Origin of the sequence: Kitasatospora sp. NPDC089797 (genome assembly GCF_040684795.1) — a bacterium.
GTDB lineage: Bacteria > Actinomycetota > Actinomycetes > Streptomycetales > Streptomycetaceae > Kitasatospora.
Genome location: NZ_JBFBGS010000012.1, coordinates 77474 through 101159, shown reverse-complemented (window position 1 = coordinate 101159; position 23686 = coordinate 77474). Strand labels below are relative to the sequence as shown.

20 protein-coding genes are annotated in these 23686 nt (G+C 75.9%); 8 read left to right on the top strand and 12 right to left on the bottom strand.

Features of this window, described 5'->3' with window-relative positions:
* Positions 1-47: 47 nt before the first annotated feature.
* The gene (locus AB0O91_RS11960) at positions 48-2636 is read right to left on the bottom strand and encodes a SpoIIE family protein phosphatase (RefSeq protein WP_363430627.1); all 2589 of its coding nucleotides are present in this window, start codon (positions 2634-2636) and stop codon (positions 48-50) included.
* Positions 2637-2821: 185 nt separating this feature from the next.
* Between AB0O91_RS11960 and AB0O91_RS11955 the strand changes: the two genes are divergently transcribed.
* Complete coding sequence (locus tag AB0O91_RS11955; RefSeq protein WP_363430624.1) at positions 2822-4285, top strand: amidase; 1464 nt, start codon at positions 2822-2824, stop codon at positions 4283-4285.
* Complete coding sequence (locus tag AB0O91_RS11950; RefSeq protein WP_363430622.1) at positions 4282-5505, top strand: MFS transporter; 1224 nt, start codon at positions 4282-4284, stop codon at positions 5503-5505. Before AB0O91_RS11955 ends, AB0O91_RS11950 begins: the two co-directional genes overlap by 4 nt.
* 48 nt (positions 5506-5553) lie before the next feature.
* Here AB0O91_RS11950 and AB0O91_RS11945 read toward each other — a convergent pair whose 3' ends face one another.
* Positions 5554-6123: a Uma2 family endonuclease gene (locus AB0O91_RS11945; RefSeq protein WP_363430619.1), complete on the bottom strand. Its 570-nt coding sequence runs from the start codon at positions 6121-6123 to the stop codon at positions 5554-5556.
* Between the two features lie 149 nt (positions 6124-6272).
* Here AB0O91_RS11945 and AB0O91_RS11940 point away from each other — a divergent pair, with 149 nt between their 5' ends.
* Both AB0O91_RS11940 and AB0O91_RS11935 read left to right on the top strand, forming a co-directional pair.
* A complete protein-coding gene (locus AB0O91_RS11940; RefSeq protein ID WP_363430617.1) occupies positions 6273-7610 on the top strand; it encodes a PQQ-binding-like beta-propeller repeat protein in 1338 nt (445 codons plus the stop codon).
* Positions 7611-7737: 127 nt separating this feature from the next.
* Entirely contained in the window at positions 7738-8373 is a 636-nt protein-coding gene (locus tag AB0O91_RS11935) for a uridine kinase (protein ID WP_363430614.1), read from the top strand.
* On the opposite strand, the gene AB0O91_RS11930 is transcribed toward AB0O91_RS11935, so the two are convergent.
* From AB0O91_RS11930 to AB0O91_RS11910, 5 genes are all read right to left on the bottom strand, one after another.
* A complete protein-coding gene (locus AB0O91_RS11930; protein WP_363430611.1) occupies positions 8321-9187 on the bottom strand; it encodes a DNA-formamidopyrimidine glycosylase family protein in 867 nt (288 codons plus the stop codon). The two genes, AB0O91_RS11935 and AB0O91_RS11930, sit on opposite strands and share 53 nt — an antisense overlap.
* A gap of 50 nt (positions 9188-9237) precedes the next feature.
* The gene (locus AB0O91_RS11925) at positions 9238-9717 is read right to left on the bottom strand and encodes a universal stress protein (protein WP_363430608.1); all 480 of its coding nucleotides are present in this window, start codon (positions 9715-9717) and stop codon (positions 9238-9240) included.
* Between the two features lie 142 nt (positions 9718-9859).
* Positions 9860-10837, bottom strand: a complete 978-nt coding sequence (locus AB0O91_RS11920) for a zinc metalloprotease (RefSeq protein ID WP_363430605.1) — start codon at positions 10835-10837, stop codon at positions 9860-9862.
* A 106-nt stretch (positions 10838-10943) separates the two neighbouring features.
* Positions 10944-11573: an AAA family ATPase gene (locus tag AB0O91_RS11915; RefSeq protein ID WP_363430602.1), complete on the bottom strand. Its 630-nt coding sequence runs from the start codon at positions 11571-11573 to the stop codon at positions 10944-10946.
* Between the two features lie 141 nt (positions 11574-11714).
* Positions 11715-12644 (bottom strand): LLM class F420-dependent oxidoreductase, encoded by a 930-nt coding sequence (locus AB0O91_RS11910; RefSeq protein ID WP_363430599.1) that lies wholly within the window; start codon positions 12642-12644, stop codon positions 11715-11717.
* A gap of 142 nt (positions 12645-12786) precedes the next feature.
* On the opposite strand from AB0O91_RS11910, the gene AB0O91_RS11905 reads away from it, so the two are divergent.
* On the top strand, positions 12787-13140 hold the full coding sequence (locus tag AB0O91_RS11905) for a DUF6401 family natural product biosynthesis protein (protein ID WP_363430596.1): 354 nt from the start codon (positions 12787-12789) through the stop codon (positions 13138-13140).
* Positions 13141-13185: 45 nt separating this feature from the next.
* On the opposite strand, the gene AB0O91_RS11900 is transcribed toward AB0O91_RS11905, so the two are convergent.
* Complete coding sequence (locus AB0O91_RS11900; RefSeq protein ID WP_363430593.1) at positions 13186-13989, bottom strand: hypothetical protein; 804 nt, start codon at positions 13987-13989, stop codon at positions 13186-13188.
* 204 nt (positions 13990-14193) lie between these two features.
* On the opposite strand from AB0O91_RS11900, the gene AB0O91_RS11895 reads away from it, so the two are divergent.
* Positions 14194-14955 carry an alpha/beta fold hydrolase gene (locus AB0O91_RS11895; RefSeq protein WP_363430590.1) on the top strand — a complete coding sequence of 254 codons (762 nt, stop codon included), beginning with the start codon at positions 14194-14196 and terminating at the stop codon, positions 14953-14955.
* Between the two features lie 51 nt (positions 14956-15006).
* Here the strand turns inward: AB0O91_RS11895 and AB0O91_RS11890 are convergent, their stop codons facing one another.
* A complete protein-coding gene (locus tag AB0O91_RS11890) occupies positions 15007-15567 on the bottom strand; it encodes a TetR family transcriptional regulator (protein WP_363430588.1) in 561 nt (186 codons plus the stop codon).
* Positions 15568-15821: 254 nt separating this feature from the next.
* Between AB0O91_RS11890 and AB0O91_RS11885 the strand changes: the two genes are divergently transcribed.
* Positions 15822-18665 carry an AAA family ATPase gene (locus AB0O91_RS11885; RefSeq protein WP_363430810.1) on the top strand — a complete coding sequence of 948 codons (2844 nt, stop codon included), beginning with the start codon at positions 15822-15824 and terminating at the stop codon, positions 18663-18665.
* A 29-nt stretch (positions 18666-18694) separates the two neighbouring features.
* On the opposite strand, the gene AB0O91_RS11880 is transcribed toward AB0O91_RS11885, so the two are convergent.
* The 3 genes from AB0O91_RS11880 to AB0O91_RS11870 form a co-directional block, all read right to left on the bottom strand.
* Positions 18695-20002: a (5-formylfuran-3-yl)methyl phosphate synthase gene (locus AB0O91_RS11880; RefSeq protein ID WP_363430584.1), complete on the bottom strand. Its 1308-nt coding sequence runs from the start codon at positions 20000-20002 to the stop codon at positions 18695-18697.
* A gap of 201 nt (positions 20003-20203) precedes the next feature.
* The gene (locus AB0O91_RS11875) at positions 20204-21196 is read right to left on the bottom strand and encodes a helix-turn-helix transcriptional regulator (RefSeq protein WP_363430581.1); all 993 of its coding nucleotides are present in this window, start codon (positions 21194-21196) and stop codon (positions 20204-20206) included.
* 211 nt (positions 21197-21407) lie between these two features.
* The gene (locus tag AB0O91_RS11870) at positions 21408-21998 is read right to left on the bottom strand and encodes an isochorismatase family protein (RefSeq protein ID WP_363430578.1); all 591 of its coding nucleotides are present in this window, start codon (positions 21996-21998) and stop codon (positions 21408-21410) included.
* A gap of 165 nt (positions 21999-22163) precedes the next feature.
* On the opposite strand from AB0O91_RS11870, the gene AB0O91_RS11865 reads away from it, so the two are divergent.
* Positions 22164-23207 (top strand): DJ-1/PfpI family protein, encoded by a 1044-nt coding sequence (locus AB0O91_RS11865; protein WP_363430807.1) that lies wholly within the window; start codon positions 22164-22166, stop codon positions 23205-23207.
* The last annotated feature ends 479 nt before the right edge of the window (positions 23208-23686 follow it).

Sequence of the window (23686 nt, the reverse complement as noted above, 5' to 3'; positions counted from 1 at the left end):
ACTGCGGAAGGCACTGGGCGGGCACCGGCCCCCGCCGCGGGATCCGCTCAGCCGTCCGCGCCGAACGCCGTGAGCAGCAGCGCCACGTCGTCCACCCGCCCGGTCGAGCCGACCTCGCGCAGCAGCCGCTCGGCCAGCTCCTCCAGCGTCTCCCCCGCCCGGCCGTGCGCCAGCGCCACCCGCAACCGGTCCACCCCCTGGTCGATCGCCAGCGCCGGGTCCTCCACCAGCCCGTCGGTGTAGAGGGCGAGCAGCGAGCCGGGCCGCAGCCGCAACTCGCTGACCGGGTAGGTCGCGCCCTCGTCCACGCCCAGCAGCGGTCCGCCCGGGACGTACAGCGCCTCGGCCCGGCCGTCGGGGTGGCGCAGCACCGGCGGCAGGTGCCCGGCCCGCCCGATCCGCACGGTGCCGTCGGCGGGGGTCAGCCGGACCAGGCAGCAGCTGGCCAGCAGCCCGGGGTCGAGGTCCAGCAGCAGCCGGTTGGTGCGGGCCAGCACCTGGTCGGGCGGTTCGCCGCCGCTGGCGAAGGCCCTTACGGCGCTGCGCAGTTGGCCCATCGCGGCGGCGGCGCCGACGCTGTGCCCCTCGACGTCGCCGATCACCAGGGTGAGGTCGGTGCCGGTGGTGATGGCGTCGTACCAGTCGCCGCCGATCTCCATGCCCTGGGTGCCGGGCAGGTAGCGGGCGGCGGTCCGGATGCCGGGCACCTGCGGGAGCCGGTGCGGCAGCAGGCCCTGCTGGAGGCCGCGGGCCAGCGCGAACTCGGCGTCGTACAGCCGGGCGCGCTCCAGGGCCTGGGCGATGAAGCCGCCCAGGCCGGTGAGCAGGCCGCGCTCCTCCACGGTGAAGGGGTGCGCGCGGTCGAAGCCGAGGATGCAGCTGCCGACCGGCCGGCCGGAGGCGATCAGCGGCAGGAAGGCCCAGGCGCCCATCTCGTCCAGGGCCAGGCCCGGGTAGGCGGCGGCGAGTTCGCGCACCGACTCGAAGAAGATCGGGGTGCCGGTGCTGAGCGTCTCGGCGCCGGGGACCCGGGCGTCGATCGGGGTGCCCTCGAAGCCGTCCAGGAAGCCGTCCGGGTAGCCGGTCTGCGAGACCAGGTGCAGCCGCTGTTCGCGCACCCCGTAGATGGCGAGCTCCTGGCCGCCGAAGGCCGGGAGGATCTCCTCGGCCACCGCCCGGCACACGTCGCGCACCGTGACGGCCTCGGTGAGCGCGCTGGCCAGCTGGAGCAGGTGGTGGGTGCCGCCGACGCCGGTGGCGGCCTGGGGCGGCGGGGCGGCGGGCGGTCCGGCCGCGCCCGGCGGGGCCTCGGCGGCGACCACCCGGGCGGTGACGCCGTGCCGGTCGGGGTAGAGCGAGAAGGCGAGCCAGCCGTCCGGCGGGCGGGCGGCCAGGAAGGCGGTGGGCCGCTGGGAGAGCAGTGCGGCGCGGTAGCGGTTCTCGTGGACGGGGTCGGCGAGCCAGGGCAGCACCGCCCAGGGGTGGTGGCCGACCAGCTCCGCCGCGGTGGTGCGCAGCAGCAGTTCGGCGGCCCGGTTGACGGAGCCGACCAGGCCGTCCGGGTCGAGCGAGAAGACGCCCTCGGGCAGTCGCTCGACGGCGGCGGCCGCCGCGGTGACGGCGCGGACGTCCAGCACGGCGCCGACCAGGTGGGTCCGGCCGTCGGAGATCGCGCCGGGGACCCTGGCCCACAGCTCCACCGGGTACGGGCGCCCGTCGGGCCCGAGCACCCGCACCCGGGCGGCCAGCACCTCGCCGTGCTCCAGGGCGGTCCGGGCGGCGGTGCGGAACCCGGGGACGTCCCCGGGGGCGATCCGGCCGGTCAGGCAGCCCACCGTGCCGTCGAACTCACCGGGCCCGAAGCCGAAGATCGCCCGGAACTGCTCGTCCGCGGCGAGCGCCCCGGTGGCCACGTCCCAGTCGAACAGCCCGACCCGGGTGGTCGGCACGGACGGCGGCGGCAGCTCCACCGCGGCGGTCTCCCCGGCCGGTTCCGGCAGCTGTCCGGCGGCCGCCAACTCGGCCAGCCCGGCACCGAGTTCATCCGCGATGGCGGCCGACTGCCCGCCCTCCCGGGCCGACACCCCCTCGTCCGAGGCCGGCCACAGCACGCTGAGCACCCCGAACCGCTCCCCGCCGTGCCCGACCGGCACGCAGACGGAGACGAAGTCGTACGGCAGCCCGACGGCGAGCTGCGGGAAGCGCCGCATGGTGTCGTCGGAGTCGGACAGCGCGACGGCCCGGCCGGTGCGGAAGCAGACCGCGACCGGCAGCGGCCCGGCGGCCGCGACCCGGCGGAACGAGCTCATGATCGACAGCGGCACCCCGACCAGCGTGCACAGCACCAGCGAGCGCCGGTCCCGCGAGCGCAGGTACACCATCGCCCCGTACGCCCCGGTCGTGTCGAGCACCCGGCGGACGGCCGCCGCCAGCAGCTCGTCCCGCTCCTGCACCGCCGCCGGGGCCGGGAGCGCTGCCGGCCCCGACCCCGGTTCCGGGTCCGGGTCCAGGGCCGTCTCCGGGTCCGGGTCCAGGGCCGGTTCCGGATCCGTCTCCGAGACCGGTCCCGGGTCCGTCTCCGGGCCCGCCGCGCGGACCGGATCGGCGGCCCCGCCGGTCACCTGCGGATGGCGCATGCTCCCTTGCTACGTCCGCCCCCGAACGGTGTCAAGGCGAGCCCCCGCGCCCCACCCGCCCCACCGGCACCGGACGGCGGACGAGAAGTCAGGCAAGCCTCACCTTGCCAGGCGGCCGTCCCGCCCCCTACGGTGAAGTCCTCAGACAACCTGATGACCTGATGACTTGGGAGACCGGAACAACGATGTCAGCCCTCCATGACCTGACACTGGCCGAACAGGCGGCAGCCGTCCGCGCCCGCGCCGTCTCACCGACCGAGCTGGTCGACCACCACCTGCGCCGGATCGCCGCGCTCGACGGCCTGCTGGGGGCCTACCGCACCGTCGACTCCCCCGGCGCCGCCCGGGCCGCACACGCCGCCGAGGCCCTGCTGGCCACCGCCGGGACCGACCACGACGGACTGCCCCCGCTGCTCGGCGTACCGCTCTCGGTGAAGGACACCTGGCCGGTCCGCGGCCTGCCCTTCACCGCGGGCTCCGCCGCCTTCGACGACCGGATCGCCACGGCGGACGCCACCGTGGTCGGCGCCCTGCGGACCGCCGGCGCCACCCTGCTGGGCACCACCACCGCGGCCGAGTTCGGCTGCTCCTCCTACACCGAGACCGCGCCCGGCGCCGCCCGCAGCCCGTACGGCCCCGCCCTGGGGGCCGGGGGCTCCAGCGGCGGCGCCGCCGTCTCGGTCGCCGCCGGACTCGCGGCCGGAGCCCTCGGCAGCGACGGCGGCGGCTCGATCCGGATCCCCGCCGCCGGCTGCGGGGTGGTCGGCCTCAAGCCCAGCCGGGGCCGGGTCACCCCCGCCCCCGCCACCGACGCCTTCGGACTGGCCACCGCCGGCCCGCTGGCCCGGACCGTGCTGGACGCGGCCCTGCTGCTGGACGTCCTCGCGGGCAGCACCCCGGGCGACGGCAGCACCCTGCCCGCCCTCCCCGCCGGACACTTCCGGGCCTGCGCCGAGCGCGACCCCGGTCGGCTGCGGATCGGCGTCCTGCCGCCCGCCGACGGCTGGCACCCCGAGGCCGCGCTGGCCTGCCGGCGCACCGCCGAGCTGCTCCACGACCTCGGCCACGAGGTCGAGGAGGCCCCGCCCTCCGACCCGGACGAGTACCTGCCCGACTTCACCGTGCTGTGGAGCGTGCTGGCCGCCGCCGTCCCGGTCCCGCCCGAGCGGGAGGAACTGCTGCTGCCGCTCACCCGCTGGCTGCGCGCCCGCGGCTCCGCCCACGACGCGGTCAGCCTGTACACCGCGGCCGCCTCGCTGACCGCCGGCGCCCGCGCCGTCTGCCAGCGCTACGCCCGCTACGACGCCGTGCTCAGCCCGACCACGGACACCCCGCCGCTGCCGGTCGGCGCCCTCGTCGACCCGGACTCCCCGGAACGCACCTTCACCCGGATGCTCGCCCACACCCCGCGGACCCCGCTCGCCAACCTCACCGGCCGGCCCTCGATGAGCCTGCCGCTGCACTGGACCCCGGACGGGCTGCCGGTCGGCGTGATGCTGACCGCCCGGCACCACCAGGAGGGCCTGCTGCTCTCCCTCGGCGCCCAACTGGAACGGGCCCGGCCCTGGCACCACCACGCGGCCCGGCAGGAAGCCCTGCTGGAGCAGGCCCGGCAGGCGACGGCGCACACCGGGCAGGTGGCCCGGTGAAGCGCGGCCAGCTGGCCTTCCTGACCGGCACCCACATCGTCAACGACCTCTACCAGGGCGCCGTCCCCGCGCTGCTCCCGTTCCTGATGTCCGAGCGGCACTACAGCTACACCGCCGTCTCCGGCATCGCCCTGGCCGCCGGCGGGCTCTCCAGCGTGGTCCAGCCGCTGTTCGGCCTGCTGGTCGACCGCCGCCGCCGGGACTGGCTCATCCCGGCCGGCTTCCTCACCGCCGCGGCCGGCATCACCGGCGCGGCCCTGGCCGGCAGCTACCTGCTCACCTGGCTCTGCGCCGCCCTCGCCGGGATCGGCATCGCCGCCTACCACCCGCCCGCCACCGACCGGGCCCGCGCCGCCGGCGGCCGCTCCCAACGCGCGATGAGCCTGTTCTCGGTCGGCGGCACCCTGGGCGCCTCACTCGCACCGGCCCTGGTCACCCTGGTGGTCGGCTCCTACGGCCTGGCCGGCGGCTGGCTGCTCGCCGTCCCGGCCCTCGTGACGGCCGTGCTCTGGGCCGTCCGGGCCCGGTCACGGCGACACCGCGACCACCCCGCCGAGGCCCCGGCCGGCGCCGGCCGCACCGTCACCACGAGCACCGAGCCCGACGACTGGCGGGCCTTCGGACACCTGGTCGCCACCATCATCGGCTGGTCGATCCCCTATGTGACCGTCACCTCGATGCTCTCCCTGCACATCCAGCGCGACCTGCACGGCTCGACCGGCCTCGGCGCCACCGCCCTCACCCTGCTCACCCTCGCCGGTGCGGCCGGCACCCTGCTCGGCGGCTGGCTGGGCGACCGCAACGGACGGCTGACCCCGATCCGCACCGGCTACCTGCTGGCCGTCCCCGCCCTGGCCACCGTCGTCCTGGCGCCCTCCAGCACGGTCGCCGTGATCGGCGCGACGGCGTTCGGACTGGCCATGTTCCTGCCCTTCGCCCCACAGGTGACCCTCGCCCAGGACTACCTGCCCACCCGGCCCGGCACCGCCGCCGGGCTCACCCTGGGGCTCGCCATGTCGGCGGGCGGACTCGCCGCCCCGCTGCTCGGCCGGCTGGCTGACGCCCACGGCCTGCGCACCGCGCTCGCCCTGGCCCTCGCCGTCCTGGCGGTCGCCGCCGGCTGCGCCCTGCGGCTGCGCGACCGGGTCCTGCCGGACCACCACCCCGAGGCGGAGCCCACCCGGGCCCCGGCCGAACCGGCCGCCGAACCGGTGGCCTGAGGCACGACGCCCGGCGGACGGCAGACCCGTCCGCCGGGCGGGTGACGGCTACGGCAGCCCGGTGAGGTCGACCTCCACCGGGTACGGCACCACGGCCTCGACCAGCCCGGTGAACAGCTCACCCGCCCGGTACGTCCCCGTCGCCTCGTCCAGCAGATACGTGTGCACGATCGGCACCCGGCCCGCCGCCTGCTCGACCCGCCAGTAGAAGGGGACACCGGCCTTCGCGTACTGGTCGGGCGTGACCACCCGGTCGGTGGTCTCCGAGCCCGGCGAGACGACCTCGACCAGCAGCAGGACATGCTCCGGTCGGGTCACCGGCGCGTCGTAACTATCCGCGCGGTAGACGACAACGTCGGGCCGACGATTGCTGAGCGGCACGTCCTGCAGCCGCACATCGAAGTCAGTGTCCGCGATCCACTCCGCACCGCCCGCCTCGTCGAGGGCGTTGGCCAGCAGGCGTCCGATCCGGTTGTGTTGCCTGGATGCGCTGGGACTCACAACCACCATCCCATCGATGATCTCGATCCCCGCGCACTGCTCCTCGGTCCAGGAGTCGTACTCCTCGCTGGTGATCTGCCGGTGCATCCACTCAGGTGCGATCATCTCGGCCGTCACGGCGTACCTCCCCGGTCTCCTGCGCGGGCCTTTGCTGTGCGCCACAGCCTAGTGCAGGGCGCCGACAGCACCGGGTGGTTCGGGCGCGGTTCGATATCCTCCCGGCGGGTGGTGGCATCGGGGCCGCCGGGGGTGGAAGCGAGACATGCGTGAAGTCGTCCGACGGTTCGGTGCGGGACGCCTCCTGGCAGTGGGACGGGGAGGCGGACGGCACCGCCGAGGCCCCCGCCGACGTGCTCGGCGGGGGCCGGGACGAGGACGGCTCCGGGTGGCGGCCGAGCCGGCGCGGCCTGCTGGTCGGGACCGGGGTGCTGGCGGCCGGCGGGGCGGCGTGGGCGCTGGGCCGGGCCGGCGGCGACCCGATGCCGCCCGGCCCCGCCGAACCCAAGCCGACCGCGCTGTCCGGGCCGACCCCGCTGTGGACGTACCGGGGGCCGCAGCCGATGACCCTCGGGCGGATGGTCAGCCTGCCGCAACGCCCGGTGTTCCTGTCCAAGGCCGGGCTGCAGGTCCTCGACCCGGCCACCGGTGACCCCCGGCGGCTGGTGGCCTTCGACCCACCGCGGCCCCGCGACCTGCCGGCCGACATCGAACTGCCGCTCACCGCCGTCCTGTTCGGGCCCGACCAGTTCTTCACCGCCGCCTCCAAGGGCCACCTGGACGCCCACCACCTCACCGACCCCGCCGCCGACTGGAGCCTGCCGCTGCCCGAGGAACCGCCGGGCCAGCTGCAGTTGGCCGGGCTGGACGACGGCATCCTCTACGGCTCCGTCCGGGGGTGGCCCGGCCCCGACGGCAGCGGGCCCGCCAACCGGATCCACGCCCTGCGGGTCGCGGACCGCTCCCTCCTCTGGTCCGTCGAACTGCCCGCCGACCGCCCGGAGCGCCCGGTCGCCCCCGCCACCAGGGGCGGCGACCTCCGGCTGCTGCCCTGCGTCCGCTCGGTGGGCGCCGGCACCGAGCTGGTGGCCCGGGACGCCGCCACCGGCCGCGAGCAGTGGACCGCCCCCGGCCGCGGCGACCTGCGCTGGTGCGTCGCCGACGGGCCGGACCTCCTCGTCCCGGACGGCAACGGCGGAGTGCTCCTGCTCGGCCCCGACGGCAGGCCGGGCTGGTCCCACTCCCCCGCCCGGGGCGAGTCCTGGCAGGCGATGCGGCCCGTCCCGGCGGGCCCCAAGGTGTTCGTCCCGCGCGGCGACGGCGTCGTCAGCTGCCTCGACACGACCACCGGCGCGGTGCTCTGGTCCCGCCGGCTGCCGTTCCTGCTGGACAGCCGCAGCCGTCCGCTGTTCCTCGAGCGCACGGACACCCTGTACGTGCCGGGCCCGGCCTCCGCCGGGGTCTGCGCCCTGCGCGCCGCGACCGGCCGACCGGCCTGGACCTTCCGCGACTCCGGCCCGGGCCGGGACGTCTGGACCGTCAGCACCGACGGGACCCAGCTCTACGCCGGCCACGACGACGTGCTGCACGCCCTCCCGCCGGACTGAGCGGAACCGCCCACCCGGAATCCCCACCCGGAATCCCCCGCCCGCAGCCGCCCATCCGCAACCGCCCGTCCACAGCGGTCAGCCCGGAACCGCCCACCCCGGCCCGGCCGACCGGCAGGATGGCCTGGTGCAGGTACACCCGATCTCCCCCGACCGCCTGGCCGAGCTGCTCGCCGACCGGATCACCGCGCTGCCCGGCGCCGGCGAGCGCCGGCTGCGGGTCGCCGTGGACGGCGCCGGGCCCGCCCGGCCCGACCTCCTCGCCGACGCCCTGGTCGAACCGCTGCGGCTGCGCGGCCGCCCCACCCTGCGGGTGTCGGCGGCGGACTTCCTGCGCCCGGCCTCGATCCGGCTGGAGTACGGCCACCAGGACAGCGACGCCTTCCACGACCTCTGGCTGGACGACGGCGCCCTGCTGCGCGAGGTGCTGGACCCGCTGGAGCCGGGCGGCAGCGGCCGGGTCCTGCCCTCGCTGCGCGACCCGGTCACCGACCGCTCGACCCGCGCACCGTACGTCCAACTCCCGCCCGGCGGCGTGCTGTTGCTGGACGGAGCACTGCTGCTGGGCCGCTGGCTGCCGCTCGACCTGACCGTCCACCTCGCGCTCACCCCGGCCGCGCTGGCCCGCCGCACCCCGGCCGACCGGCAGTGGACGCTGCCCGCCTTCGCCCGCTACGAGGCGGAGACCGGGCCCGCCGAGGCCGCCGACCTCACCGTCCGAGTCGACGACCCGCGGCACCCCGCCCTGGTCGAGCGCCCGTGACGGCGCCCCCGGCGGCGACCGACGGGGCCGGCCCGCGCTGGCAATAGGGGCACCAGAACACCGCCCGGTCCCGCGGTGCCTCGCCCTGGCGCCCGGTCAGGACGGGCGTGACGCAGCGCGGGCAGGGCCGCCCGGCCCGGCCGTAGACCCAGTGCCGGTAGCCGGGCCTGGTGTCGCCGGTGGTGACGTGGCCGGGGCGCAGCTTGTTGGCGTCCAGCATCCGCCGGGCCCGCTCCACCAGCCGCTCCGGGTGCGGGACCTGACCGACCTCGGTCCACGGGGTGACGCCGGCCACGAAGCACAGCTCGTTGGCGTAGACGTTGCCGATCCCGGCCAGGTTGCGCTGGTCGAGCAGGGCCTCGACGAGCGGGCGGGCCGGGCGGGCGAGGAGCCGGCGGACGGCCTCGACCGGGTCCCAGTCGGGGCCGAGCAGGTCCGGGCCGAGGTGGCCGACCGCCCGGCCCTCGTCGGCGGTGCGCAGCAGCTCGACGACGGGCAGCCGGTAGCCGACGGCGGTGCCCCGCTCGGTGCCGAGGACGGCGCGGATCTGGAAGGCCGGGCCGCCGCTCCACGGCTCGCCGGGGCGGTAGACCTCCCAGCGGCCGTCCATCCGCAGGTGGGTGTGCAGGGTGAGGCCGCCGTCGAGGCGGGTCAGCAGGTGTTTGCCGCGCGGGCGGACCTCCAGCACCCGGCGCCCGGCGAGCGCGGCGGTGGCGTGCGCGGGCACCCGCAGCTCGGCGCTGGTGAGCAGCTGCCCGGCGAGGGTCTCGTGCAGCCGGGCCGCCACGCGGTAGATGGAGTCACCTTCTGGCATGTCCCCATTCTGGTCCGCGTGGCGGCCCGGTGCGGCACCGCCCCCGGCGGCTACCGGGCGCCGGCGTCGCCGTCCTCGCCGTCGCCGTCGACGTGGCCCTCGCGGACCACGACCACCGGGCAGGGCGCGTGCTCGGTGACGTGGCGGCTGACCGAGCCGAGCAGCACGCCGGAGAAGCCGCCCAGGCCGCGGCTGCCGACGACCAGCAGCGCGGCGCCCTTGGCGGCCTGGAGGAGGACGCCCGCCGCGTTGCCCGGCAGGACGTTCTCGACGACCCGCACGCCGGGGTCGGCGCCGAGCACCTTGGCGACGCTCTCGGCGAGCGTCCGGCCGGCGAGCTCCTCCGGGTTGAAGGACTGGTCGCCCGGGGCGGCCGTCCCGCCCCAGCCGTAGAACGCGGGGTACTCCCACGCGGCGACGGCGTCGACCGTGCCGCCGACAGCCTTGGCGTAGTCGACCGCCCAGCGCAGCGCCTGCTCCGAGGCGGGCGAGCCGTCCACGCCGACGACGATCCGGGGGTTGCTGCTCATGCCGTGTCTCCTTCGGTTGCTCCTGCTCGGTCCCGCCCCGCCAAAACATAGAGGAAATCGGACAAATGCCCGCCATGTGCCACGCCGCCCGGGCGCCCTGCCTGCGGTTCGGTGCGGGGTGCCCGGCGGTCGACGGCCTGGCTCAACTGCGGTAGGCCGCCCAGGAGTCCGACATCCGCCGGACCTGTCCCGGGGTGAACTGGCTCATGCAGGAGTCGTAGCTGTAGTCCATGAAGTTGTGGATCGGGTCGAGTCCGCCGCCCGGGCAGCTGTGCCGGCCCTCGGGGCAGCCGTAGGCGGGGCTGCGCTCGGGCGGGGTGTCGTCCACGTAGTCGCCCGGGCCCAGGCAGCCGCCCTGGAAGGTGTGGAACAGGCCGAGCCAGTGGCCGGTCTCGTGGGTGGCGGTGTTGCCCTCGTTGTAGTGGGTGGCCGGGCCGCCGGGCAGCGAGTCGTCCAGGACCACCACACCGTCGTCCGTCGGGGCGGAGCGGTAGGCGTCGGGGAAGGTCGACCAGCCGAGCAGGGACTGCCCGAGGTGGGCGGTGTACAGGTTGAGGGTGCCCCGGCCGCCCTTGCGCAGGGCGGTCTTCATCGCCTGCTCGGCGTCGGAGCCGGGGGTCATGCCGGTGTACCAGTCGGCGTTGTCGGTCCAGTCGGTGCCGGCCAGCTCGAAGTGGAACGGGCTGGGGGCGTTGCCCTCGCCCTGGCCGCCGTAGGTGGCGTTGAGGTGGTCGATCTGGGCGGTGACCACCCCGCCGTCCAGTCGGCCGGCGTCCCCGGCGTGGATCACGTGGACGTACACCGGGACGGTGGTCGGGGCGGCGGCCAGCGGGACGTGGGCGGAGCCGAGCTCGGCGAGCCGGTGGTCGAGGTCCGCCTGCATCGCCCGGGCCCGGCCGGCGCTCACGGCGTTCGGGTCCCCGGCCGCCGGACTGCCGGCCGGCTTGCGCGCGGCGGCGTCCGCGGGGTCCGCGGCCGTCGCGGAGCCGTCGCAGACGGCCGCCACCGCGCGGTGCGGGGCCGGCGCCGCGACCTGGCTCAGACCGGCCGCGGCGACCAGCGCGGCGGCGCAGGGGAACAGGCGGGGGGCACGCGAGCGCACCCGGGCAGTACGGCGCATCAGCGCTCCTGACGGGGAACCCGGAGACCGGGGGGAGTTGACGGGGAGTCGACCGCTCCTCGGGCCCGTCCACCGGCGGCCGGCGCCCGGCGCGGACCCGCCGAGACTACGACGCCGTGAAGTCGATCTCCCGCAGGGCGCGCGCGGCACCCCGGTCGAGTACCACGGCCGACGCACAGCCGGCCGGCGGCCGCCCCGCCGCCGCGCCCTCCCCGAGCAGCAGTCGGCGCAGCCGGGCCGCCGCGCGCCGGTGCCGGGCGAAGGCGTAGCGCGACACCCACCGTCCGCGCCGCCGCTGCCCGGACCACGCCTCGACCGGGTCCGCGTCGAGCAGCAGCAGGTGCACCCGCCGGCCCTGCCCGGCGGCGGCGCGGACCAGCCAGGCCCGGACCACGGGCAGGGTGCCGCAGTCGTGCACCGCGAGCGGTCCGCCGTCCAGCACCGCCCGGCGCAGCCGCCGGTAGTGCGCGAGCCGGGCGAGCGGCCGGTACAGCGCGTACGGGAGGCGGCCGGGCAGCCGGGCCGCGTACTCCTCGCGGACCGCCTGGGAGTCGACCAGCGGGGCCCGGACGCAGCGGCGCATCAGGGTGCTCTTGCCGCTGCCGGGCAGGCCGGTGACCACCAGCAGGTCACCGGCCGGGTACTGCAGGGCGGCCGGGCCGGGGCCGCGCAGCTCGTGGACGCCGCTGCGGACCGGCCTCGTCGGCCGGTCCCCGGCCGCGTCGGGCGGCGGCACCCGTGGCACCGCCGCCCTCGGTGTTCGTGCGCCCGTCACCGGACCTCCGCCCGCCGCTTCCGCTCCCGTATCCCTCCCCAGGAGCATCGCCGATTCCCAAGAGCAAGTAAAGACCCCTGGTCAGAGCGGGCGGAACGACTACTACCGGTCCAGCTGCGGGGCGACCCGGGCGGCGATCAGCTCCAGCTGGTCGAGGTCGGCCAGGTCCAGGACCTGGAGGTACACCCGCTGGCTGCCGGCCGCCGCGTACCGGCCGAGCTTCTCCACCACCTCGTCCGGGGTGCCGGCCAGCCCGTTCTCCTTCAGCTCGGCCACCTCCCGCCCGATCACGGCCGCCCGGCGGGCCACCTCGGCGTCGTCCCGGCCGACGCAGACCACCAGGGCGTTGGAGTACACCAGCTCGTCGGCCGACCGGCCGGCCTGCTCGACGGCGGCCCGGACCCGGCCGAACTGGGCGGTGCTGTCCGCCAGCGAGGCGAACGGCAGGTTGAACTCGTCGGCGAAGCGGGCGGCCAGCGCCGGGGTCCGCTTCGGGCCGAGGCCGCCGACCAGCACCGGGATGCGCTCCTGGACGGGCTTGGGCAGCGCGGGCGAGTCGGTGAGCGTGTAGTGCTCGCCGGAGAAGGAGAAGGTGTCGCCGAGCTTGGTGCGCCACAGCCCGGTGATGATCTCCAGCTGCTCCTCCAGCCGCCCGAACTTCTCCTTCGGGAAGGGGATGCCGTACGCGGAGTGCTCGGCCTCGTACCAGCCGGCGCCGAGGCCGAACTCGACCCGGCCGCCGCTCATCGCGTCGACCTGGGCGACCTGGATCGCGGTGACGCCCGGCAGCCGGAAGGTGCCGGCCGTCATCAGGGTGCCGAGGCGGATGGTGCGGGTTTCGCGGGCGAGGCCGGCCAGGGTGATCCAGGCGTCGGTGGGGCCGGGCAGGCCGTCCACGTCGCCCATCTTCAGGTAGTGGTCGGAGCGGAAGAACGCGCTGAAGGCGCCGAGGTCCTCGGCGGTGCGGGCGACCTTCAGCAGGGTGTCGTAGCTCGCACCCTGCTGGGGCTCGGTGAAGATGCGGAGATCCATGCCGCCCATTCTGGTACGGACGACCCGGTCGTGGACGCAGGGAACCGGCCATGCCACGGAACGTCCCGAAGGTGGCCAAGGTCTCAGCACGGAACCGTCACGCGCCGGCCTGCCCGCTCGGCCGCTCGCCTACCGTGGACGGATGTTCGCGACCCCCGACGAGTCCTTCCGGCGCTCCCCCGACGAGCCGGCCGGCTGCCCGCTGCCCGGCATCGTGGCCGCCTTCACGCCCCGGCTGGCCGAGTTCGCCTTCGAGCCCGGCTTCGTCGCCGCCGTCGACCAGCACGCGGCGATGCTGCGCGAGCTGCTGTACGCGCAGGGGCCGGAGCTCTCGCCCCGGCCCCTGGACCGTGAGGAACTGTCGGACTACGCGCTGGGCTTCCTGGACGCGCTCACCGAGATCGGCTGGCGGGAACCGGTCGGCTACGACTACGCCGTCACCCGGCTGACCGCGATCTGCTGGCTGGTGCGCGAGCAGGGCCTGCTCGCCGTCTGAACCGGCCGCCCGGCTGCCCGCCGGTCCCTGCCGTGGCCGGCGTGGCTAGCGCTGGTCGCCGGGGTCGATCCCCGGCGGCGGGGTGCCCGGGCCGGTCTGGGTGGTCGGCCGGATCGGCTGGTTGCCCAGCGCGTCGGACCGGCCCGCCTGGTAGGCGGTGCCGCGCAGCCGGGCGGTCTCCTGCTCGGCGCTGTTCAGCCACCGCTCCCAGCGCTGCCGCATCGGCGTGATCAGGCCACCTCCGACGCCGACCACCAGCACACCGGTGATCGTCGCCAGCGCGGCGATCAGCACCGGTCCGGTGATCGCGGTCGCGATCCCGGCCTGGCCGAGCGCCGCGATCACCCCGAGCCCCACGATGAACGCCCAGGTCAGGGTGGACACGGTACGGCCGTACGAGGCACCGGAGAGCGCGCTGCCGACGATGTCGCGGACGCCGTTGGCGATGGCCATCGCCACCACCACGATCGCCACCGCGACGATGCCCCTGGGCAGCCAGGCGACGATGCTGTGGATCATCACGCTGATCGGGTTCGGGCCGAAGACGCCGAACGCCAGCTGGAGGGCCATCAGCAGGATCGCGTAGTAGACGATCTTGCAGATGATGCCGGTCATGTCGTACTTGGAGTTGCTCAGGTAGCGGGCCATCCCGGCCCGTTCGGCGACCCGCTCGGACCCGAGCCGGCGCAGCACGCGGTCCAGGAGCCGGGCGATCGCCTTGGCCACGATCCAGCCGATGACCAGGATCGCCAGGAAGGCGATGAACTGCGGGATGACCTTGGCGATCTTGCCCCAGGCCTGGGTGAAACCCGACCCGAAGTCGACGGAGAGTGCGAGCTGCTGAGCCACGGAGTCCTCCACTCGGTGACACGGCGCCACGAGCGGCGCGGGCGACCCCCCACCCTTCGTGGATAGCAGCACCCCGGCCCGACCGCGCGCGCCCGAATGTCCGGGATGGTTCCGTCGGGTGAACACCGGGGCCGACCGTCCACGTACAGTGGCGGTCCGGACCGGGGGTGACGGGACACGGAGACGGAACCGGAGGGTGCCAAGGTGAGCGGAATCGGTACGGGCGCGGGCGCGCACAGGACGCTGCAGTGGCGGGTGCGCCCGGCGGCCGCCACGGCGGCCGTCCTCGTCCTGCACGGCGGCGAGGAGCACAACCTCGCCCGGCCCCGCCGCTTCAACCTCCCGCTGCTGCGCATGCACGGCTTCCTCCGCGCCCTCGCCCGGGAGACCGCCGACGCCGGGATCGCCATCGGCACCGTCCGCTACCGCCACCGCGGCTGGAACGGCGCCCGCGCCGACGCCGCCCAGGACGCGCTCGCCGCGCTCGACGAGCTCACCAAGACCCTCGGCCCGGTCCCGACCGTCCTGGTCGGCCACTCCATGGGCGGGCGCGCCGCCCTCCGGGCCGGCGGCCACCCGGCCGTCACCGGCCTCGTGGTCCTCGCCCCCTGGTGCCCGGCCGAGGACCCCTGCGAGCAGCTCGCGGGCCGCGACGTCCTGTTCCTGCACGGCGACCGCGACACCGTCACCGCCCCCGCCGACACCCGCGCCTTCGCCGCCCGCAGCCGCGCCGCCGGCGCCCGCGTCTGCGGCTACACCGTCACCGGCAGCGGCCACGCGATGCTCCAGCGGATCCCCGACTGGCACCGGGCCACCGCCCGCCTCACCACCGCCCTCCTCGGCCTCCACCCGCTCCCCGCCGAGACCGCCTCCGCCCTCGCCCTGCCGCCCGCCTCCCCCGAGGCCCTCACCCTCCCGCTGCCCCGGCAGCCCCGGCCCGCCCCGACCCTCCCGGCCACCGCCTGACCCGGCCCGGCGCCCCGGTCTGCGCGCCGCGGGCGTCCGGGGCGGTGCGGTTCAGTCGATCAGCGCCGTGACGACCTGCCGGACGATCTCGCGGCGCTTCCCGGGATCGTCGAGGTCCACCACCGCGAGCAGCTCGGGGGCGGTGGCGGGCCAGAGCATGGCGGTGTGGACGATCACCGCGAACAGCACCCGGGGGTCGAACCGGTCCGAGACCACGCCCCTGGCCTGCGCGTCGGCGAGCGCGGCGCTGCGCCGACGGACCTCCTCGACCCCGAGCCCGCTCAGCGGCTGACCGGCGCGCTCCAGGTTCTGCCAGGTGATCAGCCGGGGCAGGTCCGGGTGCTCGGCGTAGATGTCGCTGAGCCGGGCCGCGACGCCGGGGAGGTCCTCCACGTCGAACGGCAGGCCGCCGATGATCTCGCCGACCGCGCTGTTCCAGACCGCCTCGAACAGGCCCGCCTTGCTCTTGAAGTAGTGGTAGATCTGCGCCTTGTTGCTCCGCGCGGCCTCGGCGATGCGGTCGACCCGGGCGCCGGCCAGTCCGTGGGCGGCGAACTCGGCACGCCCGGCCTCGATGAGTCGCTGTCTGGTGGCTTCGGCGTCGCGTTGCATGCGCCGACCCTAGCCCAGTACCAACTAACCCGTTGGTTGACAGCGGAATCATCGGCCGGGTGTAATCAACCGGTTGGGTAGTTGAAAGCCGTACCGCTTTGGCCGCCGCCGGGCCCGTTCCACCGGGCCGGGCGGCCGCGGTCGCGCTGACCTGCGGGTTCGATGGAGTCCTGCGGGTTCTACGGGGCCTGCGGGGATCGATGGGCCTGCGGGCTCGATGGGGAGGGAGCGAGGCCGTGGTTCCGCTCATGCCGATGCTCGGCCGGGACGGCGAGCGGGCCCAGCTGTCCGCGTTCGCCCAGGGCGCGGAGGGGCGGACCCTGCTCCTGCGGGGGGAGGCCGGGGTCGGCAAGAGCGCGCTGCTCGACCACGCCGCGAACCTCGCCGCGCGCGACGGTCAGCTCGTGGTCCGGGCCACCGGGGTCGAGGCCGAGTCGGAGCTGCCGTACGCGGGCCTGCACCAGCTCCTCTACCCGCTGCTGCCGCACACCGCCGGGCTGGCGGACGGCACCCGCGCCGCCCTCGACGCCGTGTTCGACCAGGGCGGCGGCACCCCGCCCTCCCTGATGGCCCTCGGCATCGCGGTGCTCGGCCTGCTGTCCTCCGCCGCCGACCGCCGACCGCTGTTCCTGGTCCTGGACGACGCCCACTGGCTGGACGACTCCAGCGCGGCCGTCTGCGGTTTCGTCGGCCGCCGGCTGGTCGGCAGCCGGCTCAAGCTCCTGCTGGCCGTCCGCGCCGACATCGCCTCCCGCTTCGACACCGCCGCGCTGCCCGAACTCCCGATCGGCGCCCTCGGCGCCGCCGACGCGGCCCGGCTGCTCGACGGGCACTACCCCGCGCTGGACGGGCAGGTGCGCAGCCTCGTCCTGGAGCAGGCGCAGGGCAACCCGCTGGCGCTGCTGGAACTGCCCGTCCACGCGGCCGCCCGGCACGGCGGCCGGGCCCCCGCCGAGCCGTCCGCCCTGCGCGACGCCTCACCGCCCCGGCGCCTCCAGCACCTCTACGGCACCCGGATCGCCGGCCTGGCCGACACCGTCCGGGCGGAGCTGCTGAAGGGCGCCCTGGACGGGGTCGCGGCCGGCCCGCGCGAGAGCGCGTTCGCCGTCCGGCGGTACCGGATGCGCAACGCCGACGAAGCCGTCGCCCACGGCCTGCTGGTGATCGAGCAGAGCACCGGCGACTTCGCCTTCCGCCATCCGCTGGTCCGCTCGTCCGTCGTCCACCTGGCGACGCCCGACCAGCGCCGCGACGCCCACCGCGCCCTGGCCGACCTCCACCGGGGCGACGTGGAGCGCCGCGCCGCCCACCTGGCCGAGGCCACCGTCGACCCGGACGAGGAGGTCGCCGCCCTGCTGGAGACCGCGGCCGAGTCGGCCACCCGGCGCGGCGGCGCCCTCACGGCGGTGACCTGGCTGACCCGGGCCGCCGAGCTGAGCGAGCACCCGGCCGACCGTTCCCGGCGGCTCGGTGACGCCGCGTTCATCGCGGGCCACGCCGCCCGCCTCGGCCACGCCCGCAGGTTGATCCTGGCCGACCCCGGCCCCGGCTCCCACCGTTCCCCCGCCGCCGTGCTCGCCGCCGGCTACCAGGCGCTGTACCACGAGGGCGACGTCCGCACACCGCACCGCCAACTCCTCGCCGCCATAGAGCAGTTGGCCCACCCCACGACCGACCGTCCGGGCGACGGCGGCCCGGCGGACGGCCCCGGGACCGGCAGCGGAGCCGGCCCCGGTGACGCGCGGGCGAGCGACGGGGAACGGGGAGCGGGCGGCGCCGAGGTGCTCGACCGGCTGGTCACCCTGCTGCTGGCCACCAGCCAGTTCGCCGCGGACCGCACCCTGTGGGAACGCACCCACGCCCTGCTCGCCTCGCTCGGCGACCGCGTCAGCGAACGGGCCCGGCTCTACAGCGGCACCTGGAGCGACGTCGTGCGGCACGGCGCCGGGTGGGCCGCCACCGTCGAACGGGCCGCCGCGGACCTGCCCGACCAGGACCCGTGGGACGTCGCCCGCCTGGGCGTCTCCGCCTACCACCTGGACGTCCTCGGCCCGCTCCGCCCCCATCTGCAGCGCACCGTCTCCCGCGAGTTGGAGACCGGCGCGGTCTCCACCGGCATGGTGATGCTGCACCTGATCATGCTCGACCAGCTGGCCGTCGGTGAGTGGGAGGCCGCCGAACGGACCGGCCAGCGCGCGCTGTCGCGCTCCGACGACCTCGGTCTGGAACTCTTCGCCCACCAGACCCGCGCCTACCTCGCCCAACTCGCCGCCCTGCGCGGGCGGACCGGCGCCGCCCGCGAACTCCAGGCGGTGGTCGACTCCTGGGCCCGCCCGCGCGGCATCGGCTTCCTCACCCAACTCGCCGACTCCGCCGGGACCATCGCCGCGCTCAGCGACGGCGACTACGAGAGCGCCTACCTCCAGGCCATCGGCATCACCGCGCCGGGCACCCTCCAGCCCTACGCCCACCAGGCCTCCCGCACCCTGCTGGACCTCGTCGAGGCCGCCGTCCACACCGGCCGCACCGCACAGGCCCGCGCGCACGCGCTCGCCGCCCGGGCGGCGGACCTGCCCGCCGTCTCCCCGCGGCTCGGCCTGCTCACCCACGGGGCGCTGGCGATGACCGCCGAGGACGACGACGAGGCCGCCGAGGCGTACGCCCGCGCCGAGGCCCACCCGGCCGCCGCGGACTTCCCGTTCGAGTTCGCCCGGATCCAACTGGCCCACGGCGTCCGGCTCCGCCGCACCCGGGGCGCCACCGCGGCCCGGCCGCTGCTCGCCCCGGCCGCCGACACCTTCGAGCGCCTCGGCGCGGCCGCCTGGGCCGCCCGGGCCCGGGCCGAACTGCGCGTCGGCGGGGTGCCGTCCCGGGCACCGGCGCACACCGCCGTCGCGCTGACCTGGCAGGAGCGCCGGATCGCCGACCTCGCGGCGGGCGGCCTGACCAACAAGGAGATCGCCGAGCAGACCCGGCTCTCCCCGCGCACCGTCAGTGCCCACCTCTACCGGATCTTCCCCAAGCTCGGCATCACCAGCCGGGCCGCGCTGCGCGACGCCCTGACCAGGCTGGGGCCGCCGTCCACCGTCGGCGCCTGAACCGGGCGCCGTCGCGCGCGGGCCGCCGGTCAGCCCAGCGGGGTCAGGTCGCCGTACGGAGTGGTGACGTGGGCGGACAGGTCGGGGTGGCGCTTGAGCAGGACGGCGAGTTCCTCGGTGGCGGCCAGCGCGGGCGGGACGACCAGTCGGCCGTGCTGCTCGGGCGGGACGAGGCCGCGGACGAGGGAGCTGCGGACGGTGCGCTCGTGGCGGGTGGCCCGGCCGGAACCGCCGTGCGGGTCGCGGGCGAGGGCGCTGACCCCGCCCCGGGCGGAGAGCTGGTCCAGGGCGGGCACCAGCCGCCAGAGCTGCTGGGCCTGGTGACTCCGCACGGAGCCGGCCAGGTTGGCCTCCAGGCCGTGGGCGTGGCAGAGGTCGACGAAGTAGCGGATCTCGTCGAGGGTGAGGATGCCCGCCCGGGCCAGACCGTGGTCGTCGGTGTCGTGGCGGTCCAGGTCGACCAGTTCGGTGCTGTCGGCCAGCGAGACCACGCCGATCCGGGCGACCTTCAGCAGGATGCTGGTGTCGATCATGATCGCGTCGGCGCCGGCCGCGGCGCTCGCCTCCACCATCGCCCGGATCGCGGTGCGGTCGGTCCGGCGGGCCCGGGTGAGGCCGTAGCGGTCGTGCGGGAAGGGCTCGGTGACGGCGACGGAGGTGCCGCGGGCGCTGTCCGGCAGGTCGCCGCGGGCCTTGAGGCCGGCCTCGGTGGGGCGCCCGTCGGGCGACCGGGCGTCCGCGGGTTCGGCGAAGTCGGCGAGGTCGAACGCCCCCGGGGTGTCCGGGGCGCAGGGGTGGTACTCGCGCAGGCCGACCAGGGCGCGGCGGACCTGCGGGAGGGTCTTGCGGGCCTCCCAGAGGTCGAGGTCCTGGGCGAACAGCACGGCCATCACCCGGGTCCCGGCCAGGCCGTCGGCCCGCCGGACGGTGGCGACCACCTCGCCCAGCACCTCACCGGCCTCGGCGGCCGTCATGCCGTCCAGCCCGACCTTGACGATCCCGCAGGGGTGCACCCGGGTGCCCATCGCGAGGGCGACGCCGAGCGCGGCCTGGGCCGCCTTGCCCACCTGCTCGTAGGACGACTTCGCCAGGGCCAGGCCGTTCTCGGCCCGGCGGTACAGCAGTTGGTCCTCGCCGATGTTGGTGCTGAGCTGCACCGGCAGCTCCCGGCGGGCCGCCAGCACCGCGTCCGCGATGTCCATGATCCGGCGCGGCTTGATGGTGCCCAGCGCACTGCGCGGGTCCTCGCTGTCGATGATCCGGGCACCGCCGAGCACCGCCGCACGGGCCTCCTGCGGCCCGAACACACTGACCAGCAACCGTCGATCGGCTTCCACGGCCCCCACCCCTCCGACTGTCCGCGGTCCTCCGCGCCGTCCTTTCCGGTCACGCTAGCGAGGGGAGGGGGTGGAACCACGTTGTCGATCACTCGTTCGGGTGAAGGTGTTCGATTTTCCGGACGGCGCCGCTCCGGGTGTCACTCCGACTCGGGGCCACTCCGGCTCGGGGGCGGTGCGGGCGTCACTCCGGTCCGGGTGTCACTCCGGTCCGGCGGCGGCAGCGGCGGGCAGGCGGCCGGCCAGCAGGGCCCGGCCGAGCGCGGTGGGGAGGTGGGTGACGGTGCGGCCGTCGCGCTCCTTGCTGGTGAGGCCCGACTCCGCCAGGACGGTGGCGTGTTCGCTGGCGGAGGCGGTGGAGATGTCCAGCACCGCGGCCAGGTCCTTGGTGGAGCACGGCCCGTGGGTGGCGATGGCCTCCAGGGCGGCGGCGCGGGTCTGGCCGAGCAGCGCGGTCAGGGTGCGGCTGGGGGTGGGTTCGGCTTCGGGCTGCAAGGGGCCGCTGATCCTCGCCGGGTAGAGGAGGACGGGCTGCTGCCGGGGGTCCTCGAAACGGGCGATGACGGGGCGGCGCGGGCCGAACACACAGGGCTGGAGCAGGAGTCCGCGGCCGTCCAGCCGGACGTCGTGGCGGCAGCCGCCGGCCAGCGGGAAGCTGAGCACCGGGCGGCGCCAGGACAGCGCCGGGTGCAGCGAACCGAGCACCTGGTCCGGCTCGCTGATCCGGCGGCGGCGCCCGTGCTCGGTGGTGACGATGGTCTCGATCTGGCGCCGGTACGGGTCGATCGCGCGGGTCTGGTAGTCGGCGGTGACGTTGCCGAGCAGCTTCCGGGCCCGCTGGTCGCCCGCCGCCACCCCGCGCGCGAAGGCGCTCAACTGCCGTACCCCGCCCACCGATCGCAGGTGGTCGCGGAGCGGCTCGGACGGCGTCTCGGCGGTGGCGCTCTCGGTCGCCCCGGGATCCCGGCGCACGGTCAGGAACTCCGGGATCGCCGTGGCGGTGTAGAGGTCGAAGAGCAGCGCGGTGCGCGGGTTCCAGGACGCCCGCAGCCGGTTGCGCCAGACCTGGAAGCGCGGATCGCAGCGGCCGCTGACCAGGCCGTGCACGCTGAGGGACAGCTCCATCGACATGTCCGGACGCTCCGCGACCCGGGTCCGGTCCAGGTCGTCCGTTCCGAAGAAGATTCGCAGCACGAACGCGATGGTCGCCCCGGAGCCGCCCGGACCGCAAGACCCTTCGGCGGAGGCCGAATCCATTGCCGCCCGGCCGCGGCCCCGGCAGTCTCGGAGGGCCGGCCGGCCCCGGGTGACGGACCGGGGCCCGCCGGTTCAACGGCTCGGCTCAACGGTTCCGCGGTTCAGCCGAGTTCGACGGTTCGGCTCAACGGTTCCGCGGTTCCGCGGTTCAGCCGAGTTCGGCCGCCGTCTCCACGACCACGCCGTAGAGGTCGCCGATGGTGGCGAGCGCGCCGCGGTGGACCTGGTCCGCGGTGAGCTGCGTGGCACCGGACTCCAGCGGGCGGGTCGCGCAGGCGTCGGCGACCACGGTGGGGCGGTTGCCGCGCAGGAAGGCGCCGGCGGTGGTGAAGGCGACGCACATGTGGGTCATGAAACCGGCGACCACCACCTCCTGGTGGCCGGCCGCGTCGACCAGGTCGGCCAGGTCGGTGCCGACGAAGGCGTCCGGGGCCTGCTTGACCACGACCCGCTCGCCCTCGGCCGGGGCCACCGCCGGGTGGATCCGCCCGATCTCGGCGCGGACGTCGTACGGGGTGCCCTCGCCGCCGTCGTTGACGACGTGGATGACGGTGGCGCCGGCCTCCCGGGCCCGGGCGAGCAGCGCGGCCGCCGCGTCGAGGGCCTCGCGCCAGCCGGTCAGCTCCATCACCCCGCGGGTGTAGGTGCTCTGGTAGTCGACCAGGATCAGCGTCGCGGCGCCGAGCACGGCGGGCTTGTCGTCGAGACCGGTCAGGGTGCGCAGGGTGGTCGTGGGCATGACGGTACCGCCTTCGTGGGCTGGGGGGATCGGGGCAGGTCACGCCTGGTGCGGCCCGCCTCCGGCAACGCTACGGGCGGGCTCGCCACGGCGGCAATGTCGCCTAACATGCAGATTCCGACATCCGGCCATCGGGGAGGGACCGTACTCGTGGAGACCGTGCTCGTGGAGCCCGCGCGGCGGCTGATCGTGATCGTCCTGTTCGAGGGGGTCGACCTGCTCGACGTCACCGGTCCGCCGGAGGTGTTCTCACTGGTCCGGCGGGAGAGCGGCGACGACGACACCGGCTACCGGGTGGTGCTGGCCGCCGCGACCACCGGACCGGTCACCACCGCCGCCGGGGTGCGGATCCTGCCCGACCTCACCTTCGAGCAGGCCGCCGCCGCGGGCGGCATCGACACCCTGCTGGTGCCCGGGGCCGTGGAGACCGACGGCGCCGGGCGGGTCCGGGCGGTGACCGACCCGGCCGTGGTCGGGCACGTCCGCACCCTGGCCGCCCGGGCCCGCCGGGTCGCCTCGGTCTGCGTGGGCGCGCACCTGCTGGCGGCCGCCGGACTGCTGGACGGCCGCCGGGCCACCACCCACTGGTCCACGGCGGGCCAACTCGCCGCCGAGTACCCGCAGATCGAGGTCGACGCCGACCCGATCTTCATCCGGGCCGGCGAGGTGTGGACGGGGGCCGGGATCAGCGCCTGCCTGGACCTCTCGCTCGCCCTGGTCGCCGAGGACTTCGGCGAGGAACTCGCCCTGCGGGTGGCCCGCCAGCTGGTCATGTACCTCAAACGCCCCAGCGGCCAGAGCCAGTTCAGCGTCCCGCTGGAGCCCGTCTCCACCACCCGGCGGATCGAGGAGCTGCGCCACCACATCCTGCGCAACCTCTCCGGCCGGCTCACCGTGCCCGAGCTGGCCGCCCACGCCCACGTCAGCGAACGGCAGTTGATCCGGATCTTCAAGACCGAACTGGGCACCACCCCGAGCGCCTACGTCGAGTCGGCCCGGGTCGAACTCGCCCGCCACCGTCTGGAGTCCGGCGACGACACCCTCGAACGGATCGCGGCCGCCTGCGGGTTCGGCACCACGGACACCCTGGTACGGGCCTTCCGCCGACGGCTGGACACCACACCGACGGACTACCGGCAGCGCTTCCGGACGGCGGTCACCGGCGCTCGACGCCGGGCGACGGAGGAGCCCCCGGCAGCCGCACGGTGAACACCGTCCGGACGACGGCCGGGCCCGGCCCGGCCCGGCCCGGTCAAGCCGGCGCCCTGGGAGCGCGCCCGGTCGCCGCGGACGAAGCGCTCGGAGACCCGTTCCAGCAGCTCCCGAGGGACCCCCGAGACCTCGTCGGACAGGCTCAACTCGAGCTGCTCACAGTCGACTTCGAGGCGCTCATCGACAGCCCTACCGGCCGGGGCGCGGGTCCGGACGTCGGCAGGCCGTCGGCCGGTCGGCCCGGACAGACCGAGTTCACCCCATCGGGTGAACACGACGATCATGTCCCGCCCGCTCCGGCGTCCTGGGTCGATAGTGGGAGACCGATCGGGCACGGACCGCCCGGTCCCCACCGGCACCGATCCGAGGAGATCCCGCACCGTGGCAACCACCGCCGTACCCGTCGACACGACCGGGGCCGTCCCCGTCAACGTACCCGCGGGCGTCCCCGCGGCCGCCGCCGCGGTTGACCGGGG

Excerpts from the sequence above, each read along its gene's own strand:
- AB0O91_RS11960 (WP_363430627.1), bottom strand. The coding sequence starts at position 2,636 with ATGCGCCATCCGCAGGTGACCGGCGGGGCCGCCGATCCGGTCCGCGCG.
- AB0O91_RS11955 (WP_363430624.1), top strand. The coding sequence starts at position 2,822 with ATGTCAGCCCTCCATGACCTGACACTGGCCGAACAGGCGGCAGCCGTC.
- AB0O91_RS11930 (WP_363430611.1), bottom strand. The coding sequence starts at position 9,187 with ATGCCAGAAGGTGACTCCATCTACCGCGTGGCGGCCCGGCTGCACGAG.
- AB0O91_RS11925 (WP_363430608.1), bottom strand. The coding sequence starts at position 9,717 with ATGAGCAGCAACCCCCGGATCGTCGTCGGCGTGGACGGCTCGCCCGCC.
- AB0O91_RS11920 (WP_363430605.1), bottom strand. The coding sequence starts at position 10,837 with ATGCGCCGTACTGCCCGGGTGCGCTCGCGTGCCCCCCGCCTGTTCCCC.
- AB0O91_RS11910 (WP_363430599.1), bottom strand. The coding sequence starts at position 12,644 with ATGGATCTCCGCATCTTCACCGAGCCCCAGCAGGGTGCGAGCTACGAC.
- AB0O91_RS11905 (WP_363430596.1), top strand. The coding sequence starts at position 12,787 with ATGTTCGCGACCCCCGACGAGTCCTTCCGGCGCTCCCCCGACGAGCCG.
- AB0O91_RS11890 (WP_363430588.1), bottom strand. The coding sequence starts at position 15,567 with ATGCAACGCGACGCCGAAGCCACCAGACAGCGACTCATCGAGGCCGGG.
- AB0O91_RS11885 (WP_363430810.1), top strand. The coding sequence starts at position 15,822 with ATGCTCGGCCGGGACGGCGAGCGGGCCCAGCTGTCCGCGTTCGCCCAG.
- AB0O91_RS11870 (WP_363430578.1), bottom strand. The coding sequence starts at position 21,998 with ATGCCCACGACCACCCTGCGCACCCTGACCGGTCTCGACGACAAGCCC.